Source organism: Streptomyces sp. NPDC041784 (assembly GCF_055591025.1).
In genome coordinates this window covers 74,475-99,783 of sequence record NZ_JBVJAB010000015.1, presented here as the reverse complement: position 1 = coordinate 99,783, position 25,309 = coordinate 74,475, and the positions used below count along the sequence as shown (strand labels likewise).

Annotated in this window: 19 protein-coding genes; 8 read left to right on the top strand and 11 right to left on the bottom strand. The window is 70.4% G+C overall.

Annotated elements, in window-relative coordinates:
* Window positions 1–121: 121 nt before the first annotated feature.
* From ACZ6D7_RS29405 to ACZ6D7_RS29395, 3 genes are read left to right on the top strand one after another with little or no spacing between them, the layout of a single operon-like run.
* Window positions 122–1,201 carry a thiamine ABC transporter substrate-binding protein gene (locus ACZ6D7_RS29405; RefSeq protein WP_469497046.1) on the top strand — a complete coding sequence of 360 codons (1,080 nt, stop codon included), beginning with the start codon at window positions 122–124 and terminating at the stop codon, window positions 1,199–1,201.
* Window positions 1,177–2,841: an ABC transporter permease gene (locus ACZ6D7_RS29400; RefSeq protein ID WP_469497042.1), complete on the top strand. Its 1,665-nt coding sequence runs from the start codon at window positions 1,177–1,179 to the stop codon at window positions 2,839–2,841. Before ACZ6D7_RS29405 ends, ACZ6D7_RS29400 begins: the two co-directional genes overlap by 25 nt.
* Entirely contained in the window at window positions 2,841–3,884 is a 1,044-nt protein-coding gene (locus tag ACZ6D7_RS29395) for an ABC transporter ATP-binding protein (protein WP_469497040.1), read from the top strand. The genes ACZ6D7_RS29400 and ACZ6D7_RS29395 overlap by 1 nt, the downstream gene beginning before the upstream one ends.
* A 119-nt stretch (window positions 3,885–4,003) precedes the next feature.
* Here the strand turns inward: ACZ6D7_RS29395 and ACZ6D7_RS29390 are convergent, their stop codons facing one another.
* The 7 genes from ACZ6D7_RS29390 to ACZ6D7_RS29360 form a co-directional block, all read right to left on the bottom strand.
* Window positions 4,004–4,720 (bottom strand): LAETG motif-containing sortase-dependent surface protein, encoded by a 717-nt coding sequence (locus ACZ6D7_RS29390; protein WP_469497037.1) that lies wholly within the window; start codon window positions 4,718–4,720, stop codon window positions 4,004–4,006.
* Window positions 4,721–4,887: 167 nt separating this feature from the next.
* Entirely contained in the window at window positions 4,888–6,015 is a 1,128-nt protein-coding gene (locus ACZ6D7_RS29385; protein WP_469497035.1) for an LOG family protein, read from the bottom strand.
* A gap of 45 nt (window positions 6,016–6,060) precedes the next feature.
* A complete protein-coding gene (locus ACZ6D7_RS29380) occupies window positions 6,061–6,480 on the bottom strand; it encodes a VOC family protein (protein ID WP_469497415.1) in 420 nt (139 codons plus the stop codon).
* Window positions 6,481–6,578: 98 nt separating this feature from the next.
* Window positions 6,579–7,970, bottom strand: a complete 1,392-nt coding sequence (locus tag ACZ6D7_RS29375; RefSeq protein WP_469497033.1) for a hypothetical protein — start codon at window positions 7,968–7,970, stop codon at window positions 6,579–6,581.
* Window positions 7,952–8,695 (bottom strand): ABC transporter ATP-binding protein, encoded by a 744-nt coding sequence (locus tag ACZ6D7_RS29370; protein WP_469497031.1) that lies wholly within the window; start codon window positions 8,693–8,695, stop codon window positions 7,952–7,954. Before ACZ6D7_RS29370 ends, ACZ6D7_RS29375 begins: the two co-directional genes overlap by 19 nt.
* Before the next feature lie 240 nt (window positions 8,696–8,935).
* Complete coding sequence (locus ACZ6D7_RS29365) at window positions 8,936–10,300, bottom strand: aspartate aminotransferase family protein (RefSeq protein WP_469497029.1); 1,365 nt, start codon at window positions 10,298–10,300, stop codon at window positions 8,936–8,938.
* Window positions 10,301–10,319: 19 nt separating this feature from the next.
* Complete coding sequence (locus ACZ6D7_RS29360; RefSeq protein WP_469497028.1) at window positions 10,320–10,835, bottom strand: Lrp/AsnC family transcriptional regulator; 516 nt, start codon at window positions 10,833–10,835, stop codon at window positions 10,320–10,322.
* Window positions 10,836–11,046: 211 nt separating this feature from the next.
* Here ACZ6D7_RS29360 and ACZ6D7_RS29355 point away from each other — a divergent pair, with 211 nt between their 5' ends.
* Window positions 11,047–12,486, top strand: coding sequence for a gamma-aminobutyraldehyde dehydrogenase (locus tag ACZ6D7_RS29355; protein WP_469497026.1), 1,440 nt, complete (start codon window positions 11,047–11,049; stop codon window positions 12,484–12,486).
* A gap of 146 nt (window positions 12,487–12,632) precedes the next feature.
* On the top strand, window positions 12,633–13,826 hold the full coding sequence (locus ACZ6D7_RS29350; protein WP_469497023.1) for a polyamine ABC transporter substrate-binding protein: 1,194 nt from the start codon (window positions 12,633–12,635) through the stop codon (window positions 13,824–13,826).
* Window positions 13,827–13,894: 68 nt separating this feature from the next.
* On the opposite strand, the gene ACZ6D7_RS29345 is transcribed toward ACZ6D7_RS29350, so the two are convergent.
* Complete coding sequence (locus ACZ6D7_RS29345; protein ID WP_469497021.1) at window positions 13,895–14,413, bottom strand: hypothetical protein; 519 nt, start codon at window positions 14,411–14,413, stop codon at window positions 13,895–13,897.
* A 108-nt stretch (window positions 14,414–14,521) separates the two neighbouring features.
* Window positions 14,522–16,543: an oxidoreductase gene (locus tag ACZ6D7_RS29340; RefSeq protein WP_469497018.1), complete on the bottom strand. Its 2,022-nt coding sequence runs from the start codon at window positions 16,541–16,543 to the stop codon at window positions 14,522–14,524.
* A 252-nt stretch (window positions 16,544–16,795) separates the two neighbouring features.
* Here ACZ6D7_RS29340 and ACZ6D7_RS29335 point away from each other — a divergent pair, with 252 nt between their 5' ends.
* Both ACZ6D7_RS29335 and ACZ6D7_RS29330 read left to right on the top strand, forming a co-directional pair.
* A complete protein-coding gene (locus ACZ6D7_RS29335; protein WP_469497016.1) occupies window positions 16,796–19,390 on the top strand; it encodes a flavin-containing monooxygenase in 2,595 nt (864 codons plus the stop codon).
* A 227-nt stretch (window positions 19,391–19,617) separates the two neighbouring features.
* A complete protein-coding gene (locus ACZ6D7_RS29330) occupies window positions 19,618–20,373 on the top strand; it encodes an SDR family NAD(P)-dependent oxidoreductase (RefSeq protein ID WP_469497010.1) in 756 nt (251 codons plus the stop codon).
* Between the two features lie 352 nt (window positions 20,374–20,725).
* Here ACZ6D7_RS29330 and ACZ6D7_RS29325 read toward each other — a convergent pair whose 3' ends face one another.
* Window positions 20,726–21,100 carry an IclR family transcriptional regulator domain-containing protein gene (locus tag ACZ6D7_RS29325; RefSeq protein WP_469497412.1) on the bottom strand — a complete coding sequence of 125 codons (375 nt, stop codon included), beginning with the start codon at window positions 21,098–21,100 and terminating at the stop codon, window positions 20,726–20,728.
* Window positions 21,101–21,313: 213 nt separating this feature from the next.
* Here ACZ6D7_RS29325 and ACZ6D7_RS29320 point away from each other — a divergent pair, with 213 nt between their 5' ends.
* Complete coding sequence (locus tag ACZ6D7_RS29320; RefSeq protein ID WP_469497007.1) at window positions 21,314–23,599, top strand: ATP-binding protein; 2,286 nt, start codon at window positions 21,314–21,316, stop codon at window positions 23,597–23,599.
* Between the two features lie 92 nt (window positions 23,600–23,691).
* Here the strand turns inward: ACZ6D7_RS29320 and ACZ6D7_RS29315 are convergent, their stop codons facing one another.
* Window positions 23,692–25,185: a long-chain-fatty-acid--CoA ligase gene (locus tag ACZ6D7_RS29315; protein WP_469497005.1), complete on the bottom strand. Its 1,494-nt coding sequence runs from the start codon at window positions 25,183–25,185 to the stop codon at window positions 23,692–23,694.
* Window positions 25,186–25,309 lie beyond the last annotated feature (124 nt).

Below are 25,309 nucleotides of genomic sequence, written 5' to 3'. Positions count from 1 at the left end.
GCCCAGGTCATTCTGGGTAGGAAGTTCGGTCACTACTCAAGCTGTTGCGCCCTGCCCAGAAGCCTTTCCGGCGTCCGGGCAGGGCCGCGTCTCTTCCTGGTCAACTCCAGGAGGAAGTCCAGTGCAGTTCAAGACGTTCGCGGCCGCCGCCGTGGGCCTCGGTCTCGTCACGCTGTCCGCCTGCGGTTCGTCCGCCGACGAGGGCAGCGGGTCCGAGGGGTCCAAGACCGTCACGCTCATCAGCCACGACTCGTGGGCCGTGTCGAAGGACGTGCTCGCCGCCTTCGAGAAGCAGTCCGGGTACAAGGTCAAGGTCCTCACGGACGGCGACGCCGGGCAGGCCGTCAACAAGGCCGTCCTGACCAAGGACAACCCGCAGGGCGACGTCTTCTTCGGCGTCGACAACACCCTCCTCTCCCGCGCCCTCGACAACGGTCTGTTCCAGCCGTACGAGGCCAAGGGGCTGGACCAGGTCGACGCCCGGTACCAGCTGGACGCCGGCAAGCACCGGGTCACCCCGATCGACTACGGCGACATCTGCGTCAACTACGACAAGCAGTACTTCGCCGACCACAAGCTGGACCCGCCGACGTCGTACGACGATCTGATCAAGCCGGCGTACAAGAACCTCCTCGTCACCGAGAACGCCTCCACCTCCTCGCCGGGCCTCGGCTTCCTGCTGGGCACCGCCGCCGCGTACGGCGACGAAGGCTGGGAGGGCTACTGGAAGAAGCTCGAGGCGAACGGCGTGAAGGTCGTCGACGGCTGGGAGCAGGCGTACAACGAGGAGTTCTCCGGCTCCGCGGGCGGCAAGAAGGCCAAGGCCGACCGGCCGCTCGTCGTGTCGTACGCCTCCTCCCCGCCTGCCGAGGTGATCTACGGCGACCCGAAGCCGACGACCGCCCCCACCGGCGTCGCGACCGGCACCTGCTTCCGGCAGGTCGAGTTCGCGGGGCTGCTGAGCAACGCGGGCAACAGCGAGGGCGGCAAGGCGCTGATCGACTTCCTGATCGGCAAGAAGTTCCAGGAGGACATGCCGCTCAACATGTTCGTCTACCCGGTGCTCAAGGGCGCGGCCGTGCCCGCCGAGTTCACCGAGTACGGTCCCGCCGCCGAGAACCCCGAGACGATGGACCCGGCGAAGATCGCCGCCGACCGTGACCAGTGGGTCAAGTCGTGGACCTCTCTCGTACTGAAGTAGCCGCCCGCCGGCGCGGCAACGCGGCGCGGCTCGGCCTGATGGCCCTGCCCGTCGCGTTCTTCGGGCTCTTCTTCGCCTGGCCGGTCGCCGCGATCCTCGCGCGCGGACTGAAGGTCGACGGGGTGTGGCGGCTCGGACGGCTGGGGGAGGTCCTTGCCCAGTCCGACATCCGGCACGTGCTGTGGTTCACCACCTGGCAGGCGCTCGCCTCCACCGCGCTGACCCTGCTGGTCGCGCTGCCCGGCGCGTACGTCTTCGCGCGCCTGGACTTCCCGGGCAAGCAGGTGCTGCGGGCCGTGGTCACCGTGCCGTTCGTGCTGCCGACGGTCGTCGTCGGTACGGCGTTCCTCGCGCTCGTCGGGCGCGGCGGACTCCTCGACGAGCTGTGGGGCGTACGCCTCGACACCACCGTGTGGGCGATCCTGCTGGCGCACGTCTTCTTCAACTACGCGGTCGTCGTACGGACCGTGGGCGGGCTGTGGGCGCAGCTCGACCCGCGGCAGGAGGAGGCCGCGCGGATGCTCGGCGCCTCCCGGCTGCGGGCCTGGCGGACGGTCACCCTGCCCGCGCTCGGGCCCGCGGTCGCCGCCGCCGCGCTCATGGTCTTCCTCTTCACCTTCACCTCCTTCGGTGTGGTGCAGATCCTGGGCGGCCCGACCTTCTCCACCCTGGAGGTGGAGATCTACCGGCAGACCTCCGAGATCTTCGACCTGTCCACGGCCGCCGTGCTCACCGTCGTCCAGTTCGCCGCCGTCGGCGCGATCCTCGCCGTGCACGCTTGGACCGTACGGCGGCGGGAGACCGCGCTGCGGCTGGTGGACGCGTCCGGGACGGCGCGACGGCCGCGCGGCGCCGGGCAGTGGGCGCTGCTGGCCGGGGTGCTCGCGAGCATCGCGGTACTGCTGGTGCTGCCGCTGGCGGTACTGGTGCAGCGGTCGTTCGACGCACCCGACTTCGCCTACTACCGGGCGCTGACCAGCGACGACGGCAATGTCTTCCTGGTCCCGCCGATCGAGGCGATCGGCAACTCGCTGGAGTACGCCCTCGCCGCGACCGGGATCGCGGTGGTGATCGGTGCTCTGGCCGCGGCCGCGCTCACCCGCCGGGACGCCGGACGGCTGGTGCGGGGCTTCGACGCGCTGCTGATGCTGCCGCTGGGCGTCTCCGCGGTGACCGTCGGCTTCGGGTTCCTGATCGCGCTGGACGAGCCCCCGCTGAACCTGCGCTCCACCTGGATCCTCGTTCCCCTCGCCCAGGCGCTGGTCGGCGTCCCCTTCGTCGTACGGACCATGCTGCCCGTGCTGCGGGCGGTGGACGGCCGGCTGCGGGAGGCGGCGGCGGTGCTGGGGGCGTCGCCGTGGCGGGTGTGGCGGGAGGTGGACCTGCCGATGGTGCGGCGGGCGCTGCTCGTCGCCGCCGGGTTCGCGTTCGCCGTGTCGCTGGGGGAGTTCGGGGCGACCGTGTTCATCGCCCGCTCCGACAACCCGACGCTGCCGGTCGCCGTGGCACGGCTGCTCGGCCGCGCCGGTGAGCTGAACTACGGCCAGGCGATGGCCCTTTCGACGATTCTGATGCTGGTGTGCGCGGTGGCCCTGCTGGTGCTGGAGCGGCTGCGGACCGACCGGACGGGGGAGTTCTGATGCTGCTGAGCCTTCGGGCCGCGACCGTGCGCTTCGGCGGGCGGGCCGTGCTCGACGCCGTCGGCCTCGATGTCGCCGAGCAAGAGATCGTGTGCGTGCTCGGGCCCAGCGGCAGCGGCAAGTCCACGCTGCTGCGTGCCGTCGCCGGACTTCAGCCGCTGGACTCCGGGCGGGTGCTGCTCGACGGGCGCGACCAGGCGGGGGTGCCCGCGCACAAGCGGGAGCTGGGGCTGATGTTCCAGGACCATCAGCTGTTCCCGCAGCGGGACGTCGGCGGCAACGTGGCCTTCGGGCTGCGGATGCACGGCGCCTCGAAGCAGCGACAGGTCGAGCGCGTGGCGGAGTTGCTGGAGCTGGTCGGGCTCCCGGGCGCCGGCCGGCGCGCCGTGGCCGCGCTCTCCGGTGGTGAGCAGCAGCGGGTGGCGCTGGCCCGCGCCCTCGCGCCCCGGCCCCGGCTGCTGATGCTCGACGAGCCGCTCGGCCAGCTCGACCGCTCGCTGCGGGAACGGCTGGTCGTCGAACTGCGGGAGCTGTTCGGGTGGTTGGGGACCACCGTGCTCGCGGTCACCCACGACCAGGGTGAGGCGTTCGCGCTCGCCGACCGGGTCGTGGTGATGCGGGACGGGCGGATCGCCCAGTCCGGTACGCCCCTTGAGGTGTGGCAGCGCCCGGCGGACGCGTTCGTGGCCCGTTTCCTCGGCTTCGACAACGTGGTGGCGGCGACCGTCACCGACGAGGCCGCGGTCACGCCGTGGGGCAAGGTGCCGGTGCCCGTGGGCTCCCCGCAGGGGCCGCGCGCGCTGCTCGTCCGCCCCGCCGGCGTGCTGCTGACGGACCCCGACGAGGGCCTGCGCTGCACGGTCCTCGCCCGCACCTTCAAGGGCACCCATGTCACCGTCCGCCTCCAGCCGGAGGGCGCGCCCGCCCTGGAGGCGGCCTGCGCCCTGCGGGCGGCGCCGGAGGTCGGTGACACGGTCGGGGTGACCTTCGACCCGGTCGAAACCGTCGTGCTCGACCAGGGGGGCACCGGGGCCGACTCCTAGGGAGGATGTCCGGGAGGTCGGGATCCCGCGGGAGCGAGTTCGGCTGAGCGGTCGGTGGCCCGGTACGGCTGTGGCCCGCCCCCGGGAAAGGGGCGGGCCACAGCTGAGCCGGTCGGGGGTCAGCGGTTGCTGGAACCCCGGCGGCGCATGCCGAAGAACACCGCGCCGCCGCCGAGGACGACGAGCAGGGCCGCGAGGCCGGCGATCAGACCGGTGTTGCCGGCGCCGGTCTCGGCGAGGTTGGACTCCTGGGCGGCCGGCGAGACGTCGTTGCTCACCGGGCCGGGCGTGGTGCCGGTGTCGCTCGAGGACTCCGACGGGGCCGGGGACTCGGGCTCGGCCGGCTCCGAGGCGGTCGGCGACGGCGTCGTCGTCGACGGGGTGCCGGACGGCGGCTGCGAGGGGGTGGAGGTGTCGTCGGCCTGGCAGGCCTTCGCGGGGGCGGTCAGGAACGGCTCGATGTCGGCGTTGACCAGCTCCTTGCCCTTCTTCACGGCGTTGATGTGGATCCGGTAGACGGCGTTCGGCTCCCAGTCCTCGGCGAAGGAGATGGTTTCGCCCTTGGCGGAGCCCTCGACGGTCTGCGCCGTGCCGACCTGGCGGACGTCGGCGTTGTTGTTCTCGAGGAAGACGGTGACCACGGCCGGGACACCCGAAGCGTCCTTGTCCGTGACGGTGATGACGCCCTTGGCGCCGTCACAGGCTGCGGTGGCCGAGAAGTCACCGATCTCGCTGGCGAGCGCGGAGCCGGCGGCGCTGAGCGCGAGGGCGGCGGAGGCGGCGGTGACGCCGAGGGCGCGCACGGACCGGGCGGCGGTACGGCGGGAAAGGGACACGTTTGTCCTTACGGGAAGCGCAACTGCGGGGGGTGGAGGGGGAGATGGCGCGGCGCCCCCGGTGAAGCCGAGTGCGTCACCATCCCCAGCAGGCTCACAGGTCTATAAGCGTTCCATAAGAAGTGTCAATCCGTGGACCCCTCTGAACCCTTGGCTTTGCCCGCTTATTAACCGCCGAGACGTTTCAACGCCGCCGGAGCCTCCTCGATCCGGTCAACGAGGGCGATACGGGACTCCATCGACCGCTCCCGGGCGAGTGACCGCAAGAGCGGCCAGGCGGGCAGCCGTTCCGTCCAGTGCGCCCGGTCCACGAGCACCATCGGCGTCGGCTCGCCCCGCGACCCGTAGTAGTTGGGTGTCGCGTTGTCGAAGATCTCCTGTACGGTCCCGGCGGCGCCCGGCAGGAAGACCACACCGGCGGTGCAGCGGGCCAAGAGGCCGTCCTCGCGGGTGGCGTTGGAGAAGTACTTCGCGAGGTGCGCGGCGAACGGGTTCGGCGGCTCATGGCCGTAGAACCAGGTGGGGATGCCGACGGACGGGCCGCCGCCGGGCCACCGGCCGCGCACCTCGAAGGCGGCCCGTGCCCAGTCGGTGATCGACGGGGTGAACCCGGGCGCCTTGGCGAGGATCCGCAGCGCCTCGGTCAGCATCCCGTCCTCGAAGGGGGCGGAGTACGCGCCGAGGTTGGCCGCCTCCATCGCTCCGGGGCCGCCGCCGGTCGCCACCATGAGCCCCTCGCGGGCGAGTTCACGGCCGAGCCGGGCCGCGCCGGCGTACGCCTCCGTGCCGCGCGCCATCGCGTGACCGCCCATCACGCCCACCACCGGGGCGGCGGCGAGGAGTTCGTCGAGCGCGTCGGATATCGCGTCGTCGTGGAGCGAGCGGAGCATCGAGCCGAAGATGTCGCCGTCGGCCTTGGTCTGCTGGAACCACGCGTACGTGCGGGCGTCCGGGGTCGCCTCGTAGCCCTCGTCCAGGTCGGCGAACAGTTCGTCGGGGGTGTGGACGAAGCCGCGGTACGGGTCGAAGGAGAGGCCGGGTACGGGCGGGAAGACCAGGGCGCCGGAGGCGCGGACCTTGGTCGCGGCCTCGGGGTCCATCGGGCAGCCGAGGAAGACGGCGCCCGAGGTGTCCAGGGCGAGCAGGACGTCCGTACGGTCCGTCAGGTCGACGGACTGGACGCGGAAGTGGGAGAGGGTGCCGTGGTCGCGGACCACCTCGTCGAACTCGGCGAGGGACTCGATCTCACGGTCGTGGGAGCCGTCGTACGGCTGGGCGGGTGTCGTCGGATGCACCCGCCCATGCTAGGCACCGCCGGGCGACGGGCCGGTGAACTCCCGTCAGCCCTCGACGGCCGCCGGGTCCATCCAGACGATCTCCCAGGTGTGGCCGTCGAGGTCGTCGAAGGAGCGGCCGTACATGAAGCCCATGTCCTGCGTGTCGCCGCTCGGTGTGCCGCCCAGCGCGAGCGCGCGGTCGACCAGCTCGTCGACCTTCGCGCGGCTCTCGGCGCTCAGGGCGATCAGCACCTCGCTGGTCTGCGTGGCATCCGCGATCTCCTTCTTGGTGAAGGTCGCGTAGAACGGCTTGGTGAGCAGCATCGCGACGATGGTGTCGCTGATCACCACGGAGGCCGCGTTCTCGTCGCTGAACTGCGGGTTGATCGTGTAGCCCAGCTCCGTGAAGAACGTCTTCGCGGCGGCGAGGTCGTTCACGGGCAGGTTCACGAAGATCATCTGCTGGTAGGCCTGGGCGGTCATCGGGGTCTCTCCCATCGGGCGGTGTGTGTCGCGTGCGTGCTGTTCGGTGGGTAGACCGGGGGGCCGGGCGGAACTCATCGGCGGGGCGGATCTTTTTCTCACTGGGCCAGGGGGAGCGCCGCCAGCTCGGCCACGGTCAGGGTGAGCGGGACGAACACCGCGAGGAGCGCGCCCGTGCGCAGGGCGGCTGCGGTGCGCAGCGTCTTGGCGGGGGCGCCGAGGCGGAGCAGGGCGGCGGTGGTCTCGGCGCGGGCCTGGCGGGCCTCCACGGCGGCGGTGAGCAGCGTGGCGATGGTGCTGCCGGCGACGACCAGGGCGCCGAGGGCGGTGAGCGGGCCGAAGGACGGGTCGGCGGGGTCGTACAGGGCGGCCATCGTGTACGCGCCGGAGGCGACCGCGCAGACGACGCCCAGGGGGCGGCCGATGCGGGAGGACTCCTCCATCAGGCCGCGGCCGGCGAGGAGGCGGAGGGCGCCTGGGCGGACGGCCTGGAGGAGACGGCCGCAGAGGTGGGTGAGGCCGGGGCCGGCGAGGGCGAGGCCCACGGCGGTGAGGGTCCAGCCGAGGAGCACCGCGGCGGGTCCGGTGGGCAGGCCGGTGGGGAGGGGGACGTCGGTGGCGGTGGTGGTGCGGCTGGCGTATCCCTCCACGGCGAGGCCGGCGGCCAGGAGGGCGGCGCCCCAGGGGAGGGCGGTGGCGTTGGGGGCCGGAGGGTCGGTGGGGTCGGTGGGGTCGGTGGGGTCGGCGGGGGTGGCGTGGGGCTCCGGGGTGTCGGCGCGACCGCTCGCCGACGGACGGAGTGGCTGGGCGTCGGCTGCGGTGCCGACGCCGGCGGCGGTGTCGACCGCGGTGCGACCGGCCGCGGGCTGACGGGCCTTGAAGCTGCCGTACGCCCCGAACCTCTCGCGCGCACCCTGGCCGCCGTACGCCCCGAACCTGCCGAACATCCTCGGTGCCGCCGCGTGGGCCGCCAGACGGGTGTCCCGGGGGCGGAGCATCAGGGCCACCGACACCGAGGACGCCAGGGGGACCAGGGCGAGGAGGGTCAGGGTGGCGGGGAGCGGGAGGGGGGCCTCGGCGGCCAGGAAGTCGGCGGCGGCGCCGTCGAAGGGCATGCCGGTGAGGTCGCCGCGGAGGTGGAGGAAGAGCAGCAGGGCCAGCATGGAGCCGAGGAGGGTCGACAGGGCGGTCGTCGTCGCCGAGACGGCCATCAGCCGGGCCGGGCCCAGGCCGATCGCCGCCAGCCCGGGACGGGGCCGGGTGCCGGGGTCGGTGCGGGCGACGGCCAGCGCGAAGTAGACCGTCGCGGCCAGCGGGATCGCGCACCAGCCGAGGCGGAGCACGGACGCCGGTGAGGCGTCGGGGTGGGTCAGGGCGTGGCCGAGGGTGCACAGCAGAAGGAAGCCGGTGCCCGCCGAGGCCGCCGCTACCAGCAGACGGCGCAGCTGGACGGCGGGGTGGGCGCTGCGGGTCAGACGGAGAGCGAGCATGCGGCCCCCCGCCCTTCCGGCTCCGGAACCGGGGGGAGGTGGACGGTGGTGACCCGGCGCCCGTCCATGAGCGGCACCGTGCGGTCGGCGAGGGCCGCGGTGTCCGTGTCGTGGGTGGCCAGGACGACGGTGATGCCGTGGGAGCGGGCGGCCGTGGTCAGGGTGCGCAGGACGTGGTTGCGGTCCGCGCGGTGCAGGGGGGCCGTCGGTTCGTCGGCGAAGAGGATCGACGGGGCCGGGGCCAGCGCCCGGGTGATGCACACGCGCTGGCGTTCGGCCTGGGTGAGTTCGTGCGGGCGGCTGCGGGACTTGCCGCCGATGTCGAGGCGCTCCAGCCACTCCAAGGCGGCCGCCTTGGCCCGGCGGCGGCTGGTGCCGCGCAGCATCAGGGGGAGGGCCGCGTTCTCCCAGACGTTCAGTTCGGGGACGAGGACCGGCGCCGGGTCGATCCAGCCGAAGCGGTCGCGGCGCAGCCGTTCGCGGGCCGTCGGGCCCATGGTGTGCACGGGGACACTGTTGAACCAGACCTCGCCGCGCTGGGTGGGCACCAGGCCGGACAGACACTGCAGCAGGGTCGTCTTGCCGCTGCCGCGTGGGCCGCTCACGGCGAGGATCTCGCCTTCCCGCACGCCCAGCGTGACACCGCCGAGGGCGGGTGAGCCGTCCCGGTGCGTGAAGTGCAGGGAGCGTGCCCAGAGCACGTCGTTGTCCGGCGGGGCCTCCATGGCGTACACCTCGGTTCAGATCTGTGGTTCCCGTGCCGATCCCCCGTCCGGGGGAACGAAGACAGGGCCGATCGGTCACGAGCACGCTAGGCAGGCACGAGGGGCGGGCCGGACAGCACACGGCCCCGGGCGCCCGTTTCTCACTCGAACGGACGGCACCGGGGCCGGTGTTGATCATCCAGGAGGAAGATCAGTGCGCGAGGGGCACAGCTGTCACAGCTGTCGCATCTCTCACAGCTGTCACAGCTTGGTCCACGCCTCCGTCAGCGTCGCGCGCAGGATCTGCTCGATCTCGTCGAAGGTCTCCTGGTTGGAGATCAGCGGTGGGGCGAGCTGGACGACCGGGTCGCCGCGGTCGTCGGCACGGCAGTACAGGCCGTTCTCGAACAGGGCCTTGGACAGGAAGCCGTACAGGACGCGCTCGGTCTCGTCGGCGTCGAAGGACTCCTTGGTCGCCTTGTCCTTGACCAGCTCGATGCCGTAGAAGAAGCCGTTGCCGCGGACGTCGCCGACGATCGGCAGGTCGTGCAGCTTCTGCAGGGTCTGGAGGAAGGCGCCCTCGTTGTCCAGCACGTGCTGGTTGAGGCCCTCGCGCTCGAACAGGTCGAGGTTGGCGAGGCCCACCGCGGCCGACACGGGGTGGCCGCCGAAGGTGTAGCCGTGCAGGAAGGTGTTGTCGCCCTTGTAGAACGGCTCCGCCAGCTTGTCGGAGATGATGCAGGCGCCTATCGGGGAGTAGCCCGACGTCATGCCCTTGGCGCAGGTGATCATGTCCGGGACGTAGCCGAACTTGTCGCAGGCGAACATCGTGCCGAGGCGGCCGAAGGCGCAGATGACCTCGTCCGAGACGAGCAGGACGTCGTACTGGTCGCAGATCTCGCGTACGCGCTGGAAGTAGCCGGGCGGGGGCGGGAAGCAGCCGCCGGCGTTCTGCACGGGCTCCAGGAAGACCGCGGCGACGGTCTCCGGGCCCTCGAAGAGGATCTGCTGCTCGATCTGGTCGGCGGCCCAGCGTCCGAAGGCCTCCGGGTCGTCGCCGTGGATCGGGGCGCGGTAGATGTTGGTGTTCGGGACCTTGTGGGCGCCCGGCACCAGCGGCTCGAAGGGGGCCTTCAGGGCCGGCAGACCGGTGATGGACAGGGCGCCCTGCGGGGTGCCGTGGTAGGCGACCGCGCGGGAGATGACCTTGTACTTGGTCGGCTTGCCCTGGAGCTTGAAGTACTGCTTGGCGAGCTTCCAGGCGGTCTCGACCGCCTCACCGCCGCCGGTGGTGAAGAAGACCTTGTTGAGGTCGCCCGGCGCGTGGTGGGCGAGGCGCTCGGCCAGCTCCACGGCCTTGGGGTGGGCGTAGGACCAGACCGGGAAGAACGCCAGCTCCTGCGCCTGCTTGAAGGCGGTCTCCGCCAGCTCCGTGCGGCCGTGACCGGCCTGCACCACGAACAGGCCCGCGAGACCGTCGAGGTAGCGCTTGCCCTTGTCGTCGTAGATGTAGGTGCCCTCGCCCCGGACGATGGTCGGGACCGGGGAGTTCTCGTACGAGGACATGCGGGTGAAGTGCATCCACAGGTGGTCGTACGCGGTGCGGCTGAGGTCCTTGGTGCTCACGGTTATCGGGTCCTCACGGTTATCGGGTTCCCCACATGTAGGTCTGCTTCTTCAGCTTCAGATAGACGAAGCTCTCGGTGGAGCGCACGCCGGGCAGGGCCCGGATGCGTTTGTTGATGACGTCCAGCAGGTGGTCGTCGTCCTCGCAGACGATCTCGGCGAGGATGTCGAACGAGCCCGCGGTCATCACCACGTACTCGACCTCCGCCATGTCGGTGAGTGCCTCGGCTATGGACTCCACGTCGCCCTCGACGTTGATCCCGACCATCGCCTGCCGCCGGAAGCCCACGGTGAGCGGGTCGGTGACGGCGACGATCTGCATCACGCCCTGGTCGAGCAGCTTCTGGACGCGCTGGCGCACGGCCGCCTCGGACAGGCCCACGGCCTTGCCGATCGCGGCGTAGGGCCGGCGGCCGTCCTCCTGGAGCTGTTCGATGATGGCGAGGCTGACGGCATCCGGATGAGGGGTGCCGTTCCTGGACTCGCGGGAGTCCCGCTGCTCTGCGCTTCGACTGGCCACGACCTCACTCTGCACGACGTCTCGACAGTTCCGCAAGGCTGTTGCGATGAAAATCGTTGTTTACGTGACTGAAGCCTGCGGATTTCGCAGCCCTGGCGGGATCGGGGGTGTTGAAAACGTGGGCCTGCGGATTAGGGTGGGTGTCTCAACCTTTGGACACCCACCACGAGGCGCCCGGTCACCGGGCACCCGGCCGTGGGACACCTGCGAACTGGGAGGACCGGCAGTGAGCACCGAGCTGCGTCGTCTGCGCAACTACATCGACGGTGAGTTCCGCGACGCCGTCGACGGACGGACCACCGAGGTGGTCAACCCCGCGACGGGCGAGGCCTACGCGACCGCGCCGCTGTCCGGCCAGGCGGACGTCGACGCCGCGATGGCCGCCGCCGCCGCGGCCTTCCCGGGCTGGCGGGACACCACGCCCGCCGAGCGTCAGAAGGCCCTGCTCAAGATCGCGGACGCGTTCGAGGAGCGGGCCGAGGAACTCATCGCGGCCGAGGTGGAGAACACGGGCAAGCCGATCGGGCTGACCCGCTCCGAGGAGATCCCGCCGATGGTCGACCAGATCCGCTTCTTCGCGGGCGCGGCCCGGATGCTGGAGGGGCGTTCGGCCGGCGAGTACATGGACGGGATGACCTCGATCGTCCGCCGTGAGCCGGTCGGCGTCTGCGCGCAGGTCGCGCCGTGGAACTACCCGATGATGATGGCGGTGTGGAAGTTCGCCCCGGCGATCGCCGCGGGCAACACGGTCGTCCTCAAGCCCTCGGACACCACCCCCGCCTCCACCGTCCTGATCGCCGACATCATGGGCTCGATCCTCCCCAAGGGCGTCTTCAACGTCGTCACCGGCGACCGCGACACCGGCCGGCTGATGGTCGAGCACCCGACCCCCGCCATGGCCTCCATCACCGGTTCCGTGCGCGCGGGCATGTCCGTCGCCGAGTCGGCGTCCAGGGACCTCAAGCGCGTCCACCTGGAGCTGGGCGGCAAGGCGCCGGTCGTCGTCTTCGAGGACACCGACATCGCCAAGGCCGTCGAGGACATCTCCGTCGCGGGCTACTTCAACGCCGGCCAGGACTGTACGGCGGCCACCCGCGTCCTCGTCCAGGAGTCGATCCACGACGAGTTCGTGGCGGCGCTGGCGAAGGCCGCGGCCGAGACGAAGACCGGTCAGCCGGACGACGAGGACGTGCTGTACGGGCCGCTGAACAACCCCAACCAGCTCAAGCAGGTGTCCGGCTTCATCGAGCGGCTGCCCGCCCACGCCAAGGTCGAGGCCGGCGGACAGCGGGTCGGCGACAAGGGCTACTTCTACGCCGCGACCGTCGTGTCCGGTCTGAAGCAGGACGACGAGATCATCCAGAACGAGGTCTTCGGGCCGGTCATCACCGTCCAGTCCTTCACGGACGAGGAGCAGGCGGTGGAGTGGGCCAACGGCGTCGACTACGCCCTCGCCTCCTCGGTGTGGACCAAGGACCACGGCCGCGCGATGCGGATGTCCAAGAAGCTCGACTTCGGCTGCGTGTGGATCAACACCCACATCCCGCTGGTCGCCGAGATGCCGCACGGCGGCTTCAAGAAGTCCGGCTACGGCAAGGACCTCTCGGGGTACGGCTTCGAGGACTACACGCGCATCAAGCACGTGATGACGTCCCTGGACGCGTAGCGCTCCGCGGGTTCGGCCCCCGGTTCTCGACCGGGGGCCGTTTGCCGTGCCGGGCGGCCGCCGGGCGACAGGGTGTCGGGTTCCGCTCGGTGCGCTCGACGCAGCGTCGATTGTCCGCGTGCGGGCCCTCGCGGCATGCTGCCGTGATGCCCCGGACTCCCGCGAACTCCCGTCCCGTGTCCCGCCGTTCCCTGGTGCGTGCCCTCGGCGGTACCGCCGCGCTCGGGGCCCTCGCCGGCTGCGGGGTGCGGTCCGCGTACGTCCAGCCCGGGGACCGGGCCGCGGCCGATCTCTCCGCCACGGACAAGCGGCTGACCTGGGCGAACTGGCCGCTCTACATCGACACGGACGACGCCGACACGACGAAGCGGCCCACGCTCGACGCCTTCGAGCGACGCACCGGCATCGCCGTCGACTACGTCGAGGAGATCAACGACAACGACGAGTTCTTCGGCAAGATCAGCCCCGCGCTGATGAACCACCAGCAGACCGGGCGCGATCTGATCGTCGTCAGCGACTGGATGTGCGCGCGGTTCGTACGGCTGGGCTGGGTGCAGGAGATGGACCGGTCCGCCCAGCCGAACGTCACCGCGCACCTGGACCCGCTGCTGCGTTCGCCCGCCTTCGACCCGGGCCGGCGGCACACCGTGCCCTGGCAGTCCGGCATCACCGGCATCGCCTACAACCGCCGCGAGCTGGGCCGCGAGATACGCGGCGTCTCGGAGCTGTGGGCGAACGACCTGGAGGGTCGCGTCACCCTGCTGTCCGGCCTCGACGAGGCGTTCGCGCTGCTCATGCAGGGCAACGGCGTCGACATCACACGGTGGACGGCCGACGACTTCCACACCGTGTGCGACCAGGTGGAGAAGCAGGTCGGGGCGGGCCGGATCCGCCGCTTCACCGGCAACGACTACACCAAGGACCTGGTCAGCGGGGACGTCCTGGCCTGTCAGGCGTACTCCGGTGACGTCATCCAGCTCCAGGCCGACAACCCCGACATCCGCTTCGTCGTCCCCGAGGAGGGCGCGGAGCTGTGGTCGGACTCCCTGATGATCCCCGACCTCGCCCGGCACAAGGCCAACGCCGAACGGCTCGTCGACCACTACTACGACCCCGAGGTGGCCGCCGAACTCGCGGCCTGGGTCAACTACGTCTGCCCGGTGCCCGCCGCCCAGGCCGTCCTCGCCGACTCCGACGACGCGGAGACCGCCGCGCTCGCCGAGAACCCGCTGATCTTCCCCGACGCCTCGATGCGCCGTCGGCTGGCGGTCGCCCGGGACATCACCTCCACGGAACGGGTGGAGTTCACGAAGCGGTGGAACGCGATCGTGGGGTTGTGAGGGCGAGCAGGGCGGAATTGTGACGAGGATTCTTAGTTGGCACAAAAGAGGGATAGTTGGCACCAAGATCACGACCGTTCTCCGAGGTGGCGGCGCATGACCTCGATGCACACGGCTCGGGCAGCGTTTGATCGGTCGCGCGGATACGGTGCGCCGAGGTTCATGCCGCTGCCGGTTGTGATCGGCGGCTGGTCCCAGGCGAGGCTCATCTGTGCGCCTGCCTCCGCTCGGGCTGTGGCCACGAGCGTCGCGTAGGGGCCCGCGACGGCCGATGCCTCGATCTGGAGCCACGCCTGGTGGAAGGCCATCCGGGCGAGTAAGCCGCTGACTTCGTCGGTGAGCTGTTGTCGTACGGCGGAGGAGGATTTGGGGCGACGCCGTATGCGGTACGGCATCTCCAAGTACTCTTCGACCGCGGTCAGGGCTTCGGCGAAGGTCTTGGCGCGGCGTTCCCTCCGTACGGCCCGCTGGTTGAGGGCGTACGTGAGATAGGCGCCGAAGAGAGCGATGCAGGGGACGATCAGCGCGGCTGTCTGGGCCCAGGTCCAGGTGCCGTCCGTCGCCTGTGCCGCCGCGATGACCGCCACGCACCACTCTCCGGCATGTTGACGAACTGATCCCATGACGCGGTCGTCGAGGTGCGAAGTCGCCGAAGGTACATCGCGGACCTGCCGGAACACCGAGACGGCTTGGCGTCAGAGCGTCGCCCCCAGTTCCGTGCCCTGGCGGATCGCCCGCTTGGCGTCGAGTTCTGCGGCGAGGTCCGCGCCACCGATGAGGTGGGCCGACAGCCCGGCCTCACGCAGTTCCTCGTAGAGGCTTCGGTTGGGTTCCTGGCCCGTGCACAGGACGACCGTGTCGACCGGGATCACTCGCTCCTCGCCGTCGACCGTGACGTGCAGACCCTCATCGTCGATGCGCCGGTACGTCACTCCCGCGACCATGGTGACCCCGCGGTGCTTCAGCTCGGCCCGGTGGATCCACCCCGTGGTCGCGCCCAGACCGGCGCCGACCTTGCTGGTCTTGCGCTGGAGGAGGTGAACGGTTCGTCGCGCCGTGGGCCGCTCAGGGCGCCCCAGTCCGCCACGCGTGCGGTAGTCGACGTCGACGCCCCAGCGCCGGAAGTAGACGTCAGGGCGGCGGCTGGCCTCGTCGCCCGGGTCGGTCAGGTAGAGCGCGGTGTCGAACCCGATACCGCCCGCCCCGAGGACCGCCACCCGCTCGCCCACCGGCACCTGGTCGCGCAGCACGTCCAGGTAGCTGACGACATTCGGGCGATCCCTGCCCGGGATGTCGGGAATGCGGGGGGCGACGCCCGTCGCGACGACGACCTCGTCATAGGCGCCCTCTGCCAGCGCCTCAGCGGTGACCTTCGTGCCGAGGCGGACGTCCACGCCGTGCTCGTCGAGCTGGACGCGGAAGTAGCGCAGGGTCTCGTTGAACTCGTCCTTGCCCGGGACCTGCCGGGCGATGTTGAGCTGGCCGCCGATCTTGTCGTTGGCGTCGAACAACGTGACGTCGTGGCCGCGTTGGGCGGCCGTCACCGACACCGCCAGCCCGGCCGGACCTGCCCCCACCACGGCCAGGCGCTTGCGGTGGCGCGTCGGAGACAGCACCAGCTCCGTCTCATAGCCGGCCCGCGGGTTGACCAGACAGGAGATCGTCTTCTCGCTGAAGCCGTGGTCCAGGCACGCCTGGTTGCAGCCGATGCACGTGTTGATCGTGTCAGGGCGTCCGGCGCGTGCCTTGGCGACGAAGTCCGGGTCGGCGAGGAACGGACGGGCCATCGAGACCATGTCCGCTCTGCCTTCCGCCAGCAGTTCCTCCGCGACCTCTGGGGTGTTGATGCGGTTGCTGGTCACCAGGGGGACGGAAACGACTCCCTTCAGGCGCTGAGTGATCCATGAGAACGCGCCGCGCGGCACTGAGGTCGCGATGGTGGGGACGCGTGCCTCGTGCCAGCCGATCCCGGTGTTGATGATCGTGGCGCCGGCCGCCTCCACCGCCTTGGCGAGCGTGACCACCTCGTCCAGGGTGCTGCCGTCCGGGACGAGGTCGAGCATGGACAGGCGGTAGATGAGGATGAAGTCGGGGCCGACCCGTTCGCGCACGCGACGGACGATCTCCAGGGGGAACCGGACCCGGTTCTCGTAGGTGCCACCCCAGCGGTCGGTGCGGTGGTTGGTGGCCGGGGCGATGAACTCGTTGATCAGGTAGCCCTCGGACCCCATGATTTCGACGCCGTCGTAGCCGGCTGTCCTGGCGAGCGCGGCCGCACGGACGAACGCCTCGATCGTCTCCTCGATCTCGTCATCGGTCAGCGCATGCGGCACGTATCTGCTGATCGGCGCCTGGAGTGCGCTGGGGGCGACCAGATCGGGGTGGTAGGCGTACCGGCCGGTGTGCAGGATCTGCATCGCGATCCGGCCCCCCTCGCGGTGCACCGCCTCGGTGACGAGCGCGTGCTGCTCGGCCTCAGCCTCGGTGGTGAGCTTGGCGCTTCTGGGGAAGGCCCGACCTCGGTGATCCGGGGCGATCCCGCCCGTGACGATGAGCCCGACGCCGCCGCGGGCCCGCTCGGCGTAGAAGGCGGCCATCCGCTCGAAGCCTCGCTCGGCCTCTTCCAGGCTCAGGTGCATCGAGCCCATCAGGACACGGTTCGGCAGGGTGGTGAACCCCAGATCGAGGGGGCTCAGCAGGTGAGGGTAGGGGGACATCGGCAGGGCTCCTGCTCCTGAGTCGTGCTGCGGCATGCAAGCAGTTTTATGACCCCGGAACGTTTATGCAATCAGTTGCAAAAGATCGCCGAAGTCTCGCGAAACAGGCTGTTCACCCCATTCACCAGCGGCTTCGCATCTGAACCGGGTCGCCGCAGCCGACCGTCCCGCAGAAGACAGGTAGGGGATCAGGTATGCCATCAGGTATCCCTACCCGTAGCCCTCGCAACGTGCTGAACCCAGAGTCGGTACATGGACGAAACACATGTCGACGCAGTCATCGTGGGTGCCGGCTTCTCCGGCCTCTACGCCACCCACCGCCTCCGCAACCAGCAGGGTCTGTCGGTTCAGTCCTTCGAGGCGGCCTCGGGGCCGGGCGGCGTCTGGCACTGGAACCGGTACCCCGGCGCGCGTTGCGACTTCGAGAGCATCTTCTACTCCTTCTCCTTCGACGAGGACCTGCAGCGGGAGTGGCGCTGGAAAGAGCGGTACGCCGCGCAGCCGGAGATCCTGGCCTACCTGGAGCATGTGGCCGACCGGTTCGACCTGCGCCGCAGCTACCGGTTCAGCACGCGCGTCACGTCTGCGGTCTGGGACGACGCCGCTCAGCGCTGGGTTGTCGGCACGGACGACGGCGGCGTCACCATCGCGCGGTTCTTCATCAACGCGGCCGGCGCCTTCTCGGTGAACAAGCCGAACGACTTCCCGGGCCAGGAGACGTTCCGAGGCACAGTCGTCCACACCAGCCGGTGGCCGGCCGACGGCGTCGATCTGGCCGGCAAGCGTGTCGCCGTGATCGGCACCGGCTCGACCGGTATCCAGGTCATCCAGACGATCGCCCCGCAGGTCGCCGAACTGACCGTGTTCCAGCGGACCGCGAACTTCGCCTGTCCCCTCGGGAACCGTCCGCTCACCGATGGGGAGTTCGAGCAGACTGTCGCCGATTACCCGAGGCTGCGGGAGGAGTCGCGCAACAGCCTGGCCGGCGCCGCGTACCCGCGCGCCACGCGCTCCGCGATGGCGGACAGCCCCGAGGAACGCCACAAGACGTACGACACGTACTACAACGGCGGCGGCTTCCGGATGCTCGCGTCCACCTACTTCGACCTGATCTTCAATCCGGCCGCCAACGAGACGGCGGCGGACTACATCCGGGACCGGATCCGGGAGCGGGTCAAGGACCCGAAGACCGCGGAACTGCTGACTCCGAAGGGGCACCCGTACGGCGCCAAGCGCGCCACGTTCGAGACGAAGTACTTCGAGACGTTCAACCTGCCGCACGTGCGTCTCGTCGACGCCAAGACGACCCCGATCGAGCGGATCACCGAGAAGGGCATCGCCACCACGGCCGAGGAGTACGAGTTCGACGTGATCGTGCTCGCCACGGGCTTCGACGTGGGCGCGGGCGCCCTGATGCGGATGGGCGTGGTGGGCCGCGACGGCCGGAAACTGACCGACCACTGGGCGGACGGGCAGCGCGCGTACATCGGAATGGCCAACCACGGCTTCCCGAACCTGTTCCACGTCAACGGTCCGCAGAGCGCGGCGGCTCTCTTCAACAACCCGATCGCCATCGAGGACAGTGTCGACTTCATCGCCGACCTCATCGCCTATACGGACGCGCACGGTCACCGGACGGCCGAGGTGACGGCTGCGGCCGAGGACCGGTACAACGAGGTGGTCACGGAGGTCGCCGATGTGACCCTGTTCCCCAAGGCGGTCACCTGGTACATGGGCGACAACATTCCGGGCAAGCCGCGGAGGCCGATCTCGCTGTTCACCGGTGCGCCGATGTACCGCGCCATCTGCGCGGAGGTCCAGGCGACCGAGTACGCCGGCTTCTCGCTCGACGGGGACGAGCGAGCCCTGCCGAACACGATCAAAATGGACGGTGCGGCGGTCTTCCTCCTCGCCGGCATGATGAACATGGGCGCCAAGCCGCTCGAGGGGGCCTCCCTGGAGGAGATCCGAGCCGCCATCGAGAGCTTCAAGCACCTGCAGCTGCCGGTTCCCGCGGATGTCGGCATCACCGACACGCAGTACCCGACGGACGGCGGTGAGCGGATGGTGCGCCTGTACCGGCCGCCGGTCGAGGGCCCGCTGCCCGTGGTCGTCTTCCTCCACGGCGGCGGCTGGGTCGCCGGCAGCCTGGACCTGTACGACGAGCCCTGCGCGTCCCTGGCCCGGCGCCTCGGCGCTCTCGTCGTGTCCCCGGACTACCGGCTCGCCCCCGAGCACCCCTTCCCGGCGGCGATCGACGACACGATGGCGGCGCTGCGCTGGGCGGCGGAGAACATCGCCGAGTACGGCGGCGACCCGGAGCGGATCGCGGTGGGCGGCGAGAGCGCCGGTGCGAACCTGGCCGCGGTGGCCGCGCTGCGCGCCCGGGACGAGGGCGGACCGCGCCTTGCCGCCCAGGTCCTCGTCACTCCGCCCACCGATTTCACCGCCGACACCGAGTCCCGCAAGACCTTCGCGCGCGGCCCGATCATCTCCACTGAGTTGGGCGCCCGCATGGCGGCCTGGTATCTCGGCGACCCTGCCCACGTGACGTCGTCCTGGGCCGCGCCGGCACACGCGCCGGACCTGTCGAACCTGCCGCCCGCACTCGTGGTCACCATGGAGATCGATCCGCTGCGTGACGAGGGCGAGGACTACGCGCGAGCGCTGACGGAAGCCGGTGTGCCGACCGTCTGCAAGCGCCTCGACGGTCTGATCCACACCACGTTCGTGCTCTCCGGCTCGATCCCTCGCGCCGCCGAGATCCAGGACGCCATCAGCGACTTCCTCGCGCCGCTGCTGTCGGCCGAGGCCGGGACGGAGAAGGCCGCGGCCACCCTCGTCTGAGCGGGCCCGGCGAGTTCACGGCACACGAGCCGTGAGCGACGGGTGCCGATTGCTTGCCGGGCGCCCGGCCGGGCCTGTGCCCCGCGCGGCATCGATGGCTTGATGCCCACGGGGCACCGCTTCTGACGCTCGCTCAGCGCACGCCAGGGATACCTGCCGCCGTCCGGCGTGCGATGGCGGGGCACCACAGCACGATCACCATTGCGCAGACCGGAGAGGAAATCAGCATGACCGGAATTCTGGAGGGCAAGCGTGCGCTGCTGACCGGCGCGCACCGGGGCATCGGCCGGGCGGTCGCCGAAGCGTTCGTCGCCGCCGGCGCCCGCGTCGTGATCGCCGACATCGAGGGGGCCGACAAGGCAGCTCTGGAGATCGGCCACGACACCGTCGGCGTCACCTGCGACGTCCGCTCCGGCGACAGCGTGGCCGCGGCGGTCGCCGAGGCCACGCGTGCCCTGGGCGGACTCGACGTGCTGGTCAACAACGCCGGTGTCGAGTGCTTCGGTCTCCTCCACGAACTGACCGAGGACGAGTTCGATCGGATGTACTCGGTCAACCTGCGGGGTACATGGCTGGTCTACAAGCACGCGGTTCCCGCGCTGACGGACGGCGGCGGCGCGATCGTCAACCTCGCGTCGCTGGCCGGCGTCGTCGGGTTCCCCCTGCTCGGCGCCTACGCGGCGGTCAAGGCCGGTGTCGTGCGCATGACCGAGGTGATGGCGCTTGAGCTGCGCGACCTTGGCGTCCGCGCCAACGCCATCTGTCCCGGGTTCATCGACACCCCCATGATCGAGCGCGCCTTCACAGAGTTCGAGGCCGCCACCGGAACACCGCTGAAGGATCTGATCACCCAAGGGCAGGGACGGCTCGGCACACCCGGGGAAGTGGCTTCGCTGGCCACCTACCTGGCCTCGGAGGGGGCCTCGTTCGTCAACGGCACCGCCACCGTGATCGACGGGGGAATGAACGTGCGGCGACTGTGAGAGGGCGAATCTGCCCATTTCTCCCTCTCTCGGATTAGTCCAGGTGCCACTCGTACAGGCCGCTGGTCGGCCTGGGCGCCACGGTGAACTTCCCGAGGGCCAGAACAAGCGAGGCAGCGCGGCCCGCTCCCGGCGCTCGTGCCGGTCTGGGACGAGGAAGGCGGACTCGTCCTTCGCGCGCAACGGCCGGCCTCCGGGCCTTGGGCCCGACTGCCACTCACCGCCGGCGCACCCACTCGGTGGGCAACCGTGCTCACCGGCGGCGTCAGGCGCCGAGGCTCTTGGCGACCGAGCGGGCGGCGACCATCCCCAATCGGAGCGGGGCGGCCCACGTCCCTGGTGAACCCGACGTTTACGTCACAAGAGGGACGGCGGCACAGGCCCTGCCCGACCGGTCCAGCGCGCGGGCAGCCACTGCGGCGCCGCCGACGATCGCCTCACCGAGGTTGGTGGCGTAACCGGTGCGGCGCACCTGGGCCGGCGCCTGCTCGAAGTCCGAGGCGGTGCAGATGGTGGTGTCCGTGCGGGGCGGACATCCGGCGGCCCCGCGGGCCGCCGCCAGGGCAGGGTCGAAGGCCGCGATCGCTTTGCCGGCGCTGGAGCAGTGCGTGGGCCGGCGCCGCTTCGCCTGGCGGGTGGCCGGCTTCTTTTCCGCGAGGCCGCGGCTGCCCAGCATGGTCAGCAGCCGGTGCGCCGTGCTCCTGGCCACACAGAGTCGGCGGGCGATGTCGGACCGCCGACTCTCGGGTTGAGGCCGGGGACAAGATGGGTGTCGCGGGTGGATGCTGCGAGCAGGCTTGTGCTTGCTGGGGGTGGTCGCGAGAATTGATCAGACCCGCGAGGGTGTGGTGTTCGGGTCGGACTCGCCTAGGATCTCTGCATGACTAGCGCCCAGGCCCCTCAACGAGGAGGGAACCGGGTCGGTCCGTCTCTGAATCGCTTGATCGCGCGCAGGAGCGATCTCGACGTCGCACAGCGGACACTTTCGGAATCCAGGCTGCTGACCTTCGTCGGGGCAGGCGGTGTGGGTAAGACGCGGCTGGCCCTGGAATTGGCCTATCGAGCTCGCAACGGCTTCCCCGACGGTGCGTGGCTGGTCCGACTGGCCGATCTGAGCATCGGTGCAGGGGGCGCGGAAGTGGAGTCCGCGGTGGTCGGCGCTTTGGACATCAACGATCAGTCCGCCACACAGCCGCGTGAGAAGCTGCTGTCCTTCTTGAGCAACCGCAAACTGCTGCTGGTTATGGATAACTGCGAGCACGTGCTGGATTCCGTGCGGGCGGCGGTGCCGGTCATGCTGCGCGAGGCTCCGCAGCTGCGCGTGGTGGCCACGAGCCGGGAACCCCTCGGTGTCGAGGGGGAGGTGCTGCGGCCGGTGCTGCCACTGAGCGTGCCCGAACCGGCCACCCCGGCTGCGCAGCTGATCGTGGACGGGTCGGTGAGCCTGCTGGTGGAGCGGGCGCGTGCCGTCGATCCCGAGTTCGATGTCACCGAAGACAACGCTGAGGCCGTGGTCGAGCTGTGCCGACTGCTGGAAGGCATACCGCTGGCTATCGAGCTGGCAGCAGCGAAGCTGCGAGCGCTGACCGTCGAGCAGGTGGTGGAACGGTTCGGCCGACGACTGGCGTCGTTGACCGCGCCGGTTGCCGAGTCCCGGTCGCGGCACGGATCACTGCGGGCGATGGTGGATTGGAGCTACCAGCTCTGCCCGCAGACCGCGCAGATCCTCTGGCGCCGTTTGTCTGTGTTTCCCGCAACCTTCGATCTTGAGCTCGCTGAAGAGGTCTGTGCTTTTGGCGAACTGCACCCCGACGACGTCGTCGATTCCATCGAGCGTCTGGTCGGGCAGTCGATCCTGCTGGCCGAGCGCGACGTCGGCACCATGCGGTACCGCCTGCTCGCTCCCGTCCGTGAGATCGCGGCCGAAAACGCCGAACAGGCTGGCGAAGCGGACGAGTTGCGGCGCAGACATCGCAACGTGATGCTGCGCCGGGCCCAGTGGGTCCTCGACCAGTGGTGCGGTCCCCAGCAGGAGGCCCTGCTGGAGCGGATGTGCCTGGAGCACGCGGACCATGTCGCAGCGGTGCAGTGGAGCCTCTCCACTCCGGGGGAGGAACGAGCCGCTCTGCGCCTGATGGCACGGCTGCGTTACCACTGGCTGTCCGGAGGGTTCCTCGCCGACGGCCGGACGCGGATGGAGGCGGCGCTCGCCGCGGTCACCGCGCCGTCGCCGGAGCGGGCCGAGGGCGTGTGGGTGGTGATCTGGATCGCGTTGATCCAGGGGGACCACCACAGTGCCGCACGGTGGCTCAGCACACTTGCGGACCTCGCCGAGGAACTGGACGACCCCGGCGTGAAGCTGCGTGTCACCCACTGGGGGGCGCTGTGGGCGCTCTTCACCGGAGACACCGACACCGCGGTGCAGGGCTTGCGGACCGCTGTCGACGGACACCGCGACCACGGTGATCGTGAGTTGGAACTCGCCGCTCGCTATATGCTCGCCACCGCGCTCGCCTGCGCCGGCCGGGCGGCCGAGGCCGTGGAGATCAGCCGCAGCACGGTGGCGTTGTGCGAGACGTACCGAGACAGGTCCGCCCGCGCCTTCTCCCTCTGGGCTGAAGGCCTGGCCGAGTGGACGTCGGGCCACCTGGAGGAAGCGGAGCGATCGGCCCGTGCGGCACTGCGGGTTCAGCTCCCGTCCGAAGGGATCGGCGTCGCGCTGTGCACCGACCTGCTGGCCTGGGTGGCCTACGACCGTGGTGAGGTGGACCGCGCGGCCGCCCTGTGCGAGGCGGCACGGCGAGTGTGGCGTTCCCTCGGCACGTCGATCGCCGCATTCGGGCCGCAGGTGTCGGAGTCCGCGGAACGCCACTGCCCCCACCGGCCCGATCTGCCGAGTTCCGGGGGCGGCGAGCCCTCCGTTCCTCTGTGGCGCCTGCGGGACGTGATCGATCTGGCCCTGGGCGCCGAGGGGAGTACGGCCGTGGCCCGGCGCGCCGATGCCACCGAGCCACTCACCAAGCGGGAGCTGGAGGTCGCCGCCCTGATCGAATCCGGCTTGTCCAACCGGGAGATCGCCCATCGGCTGGTGATCGCGAAGCGCACCGCCGACGGTCACGTCGAGCGGATCCTCGCCAAGCTCGGGTTCACCTCGCGGGCCCAGATCGCCGCGTGGATGGCCCGCCGACGCGCACAGTTCGCCGGGCGTACGGGCGGGATCGGATAGCGCCGACCGCACCCGGCTCCGACCGCTGTCGCCAGGCAGACGTGAGGGCCCCCGAGCCGCCACAGCTGCTCAGAGGCCCTCATCCCTTGTCCTCAGACGCTGGGTGCGGTGATCTCCCGCTTGAGGATCTTGCCGGTGGGCCCGGTCGGCAGCGACTCGGCCAGCCACAGCCGGCGCGGGTACTTGTACGCGGCCACCCGCTCCTTGACGAACTCCTGCAGTTCCTCCGGCGTGGCCTGCGCGCCGGGGCGCAGGACGACCACGGCGGCCACCTCCTCACCGAGCATGTCGTCCGGCACACCCACGACGGCGGCCAGGGCGACGGCGGGGTGCTCGTGCAGGACCTCCTCGATCTCGCGCGGATAGACGTTGTAGCCGCCCCGGATGATCAGGTCCTTCTTGCGGTCGACGATGTACAGGTCGCCGTCCTCGTCCCGCCGGGCCATGTCACCGGTGCGAAACCAGCCGTCGGAGATGGCCGCCGCCGTCTCCTCGGGACGGTTCCAGTAGCCCTTCATCACGTTCGGGCCGCGCACGACCAGCTCGCCCACCTCGCCAGTGGCCACTTCCTGTCCGCCGGCGTCCAGCAGCCGTACCTCGACGTCACGGACGGGCGTCCCCACCGAACCGGGCTTGCGCAGGCGGTCAGGGCGGCAGAAGGAGACGGCGGGGCTCGTCTCGGACAGGCCGTAGCCCTCCAACACCATGCAGTCGAAGCGGCGCTCGAAGCCGTGCAGGATCTCCACCGGCAGCGCGGCCCCACCCGAGATGCAGGTACGCAGGGCGGACACGTCCGCGTTCGCGGCAGCCGGGTGCTGCAGCAGCGCCGCGTACATGGTGGGGACGCCCTCGAACACGGTGGCAGCTTCACGAGCGAGGATGTCGAGCACGGTCTCCGCGTCGAACCGGGGGACGAGCACGAGCAGAGCGCCGCTCTTCACCGCGGCGTTGAGGGTGGCGGTCTGGCCGAAGATGTGGAAGAGCGGCAGGCAGCCCACCACCACGTCGTTCGAGGTCATCCTGGCCAGGTCGGTGACGATGATCTCGGTGTTGTTGCGCAGGTTCGCATGGGTCAGCGAGGCGCCCTTGGGGCGGCCGGTGGTGCCGGAGGTGTAGAGGAGGACCGCGATGTCGTCCCCGTCGACCGCGGCGACCTGTCGATCGGGCTCGTGCCGCCCGAGACGCTCGGCGAAGTCGGCGGGCTCGACGACCAGGTGCCGCACGCCGGCGGCGGCAGCGCCCTTGTCGCCCTCACCTGGTGCCTGGTGCCACTCGAAGAGCAGCACGGCACCGCAGTCGCCCAGGTGGTAGGCGACCTCCCGCTCCTTGAGCAGCGGGTTCAGCGGCAGGACTATGCCGCCGGCGCGCAGGATGCCGTAGTAGAGGATGACGAACTCGGGTGAGCTGGGCAGCATCAGGGCGACCCGGTCGCCGGGCCGGATCCCCTCGGCGCGCAGCAGTGCGGCGGCTCGGGCGCTCGCCTCGTCCAGCTCCGCGTAGCTGATGGTCGTCGTTCCCAGCCGCAGCGCCGGACGCTCCGGCTGTCGGGCGGCCGTCGCCACCAGGAAGTCCGCGAGATTGGGCATGAACTGTCTCCTCGTTACCACGATGTGCATCGCTCGTCCCAGCGACACTGGCGGCATGCTGCCGTGGGCAATTGAGGAGCGTCTATGGCAGCACGTACAGTCTCACTGTGGCCTCTTTGTTCCC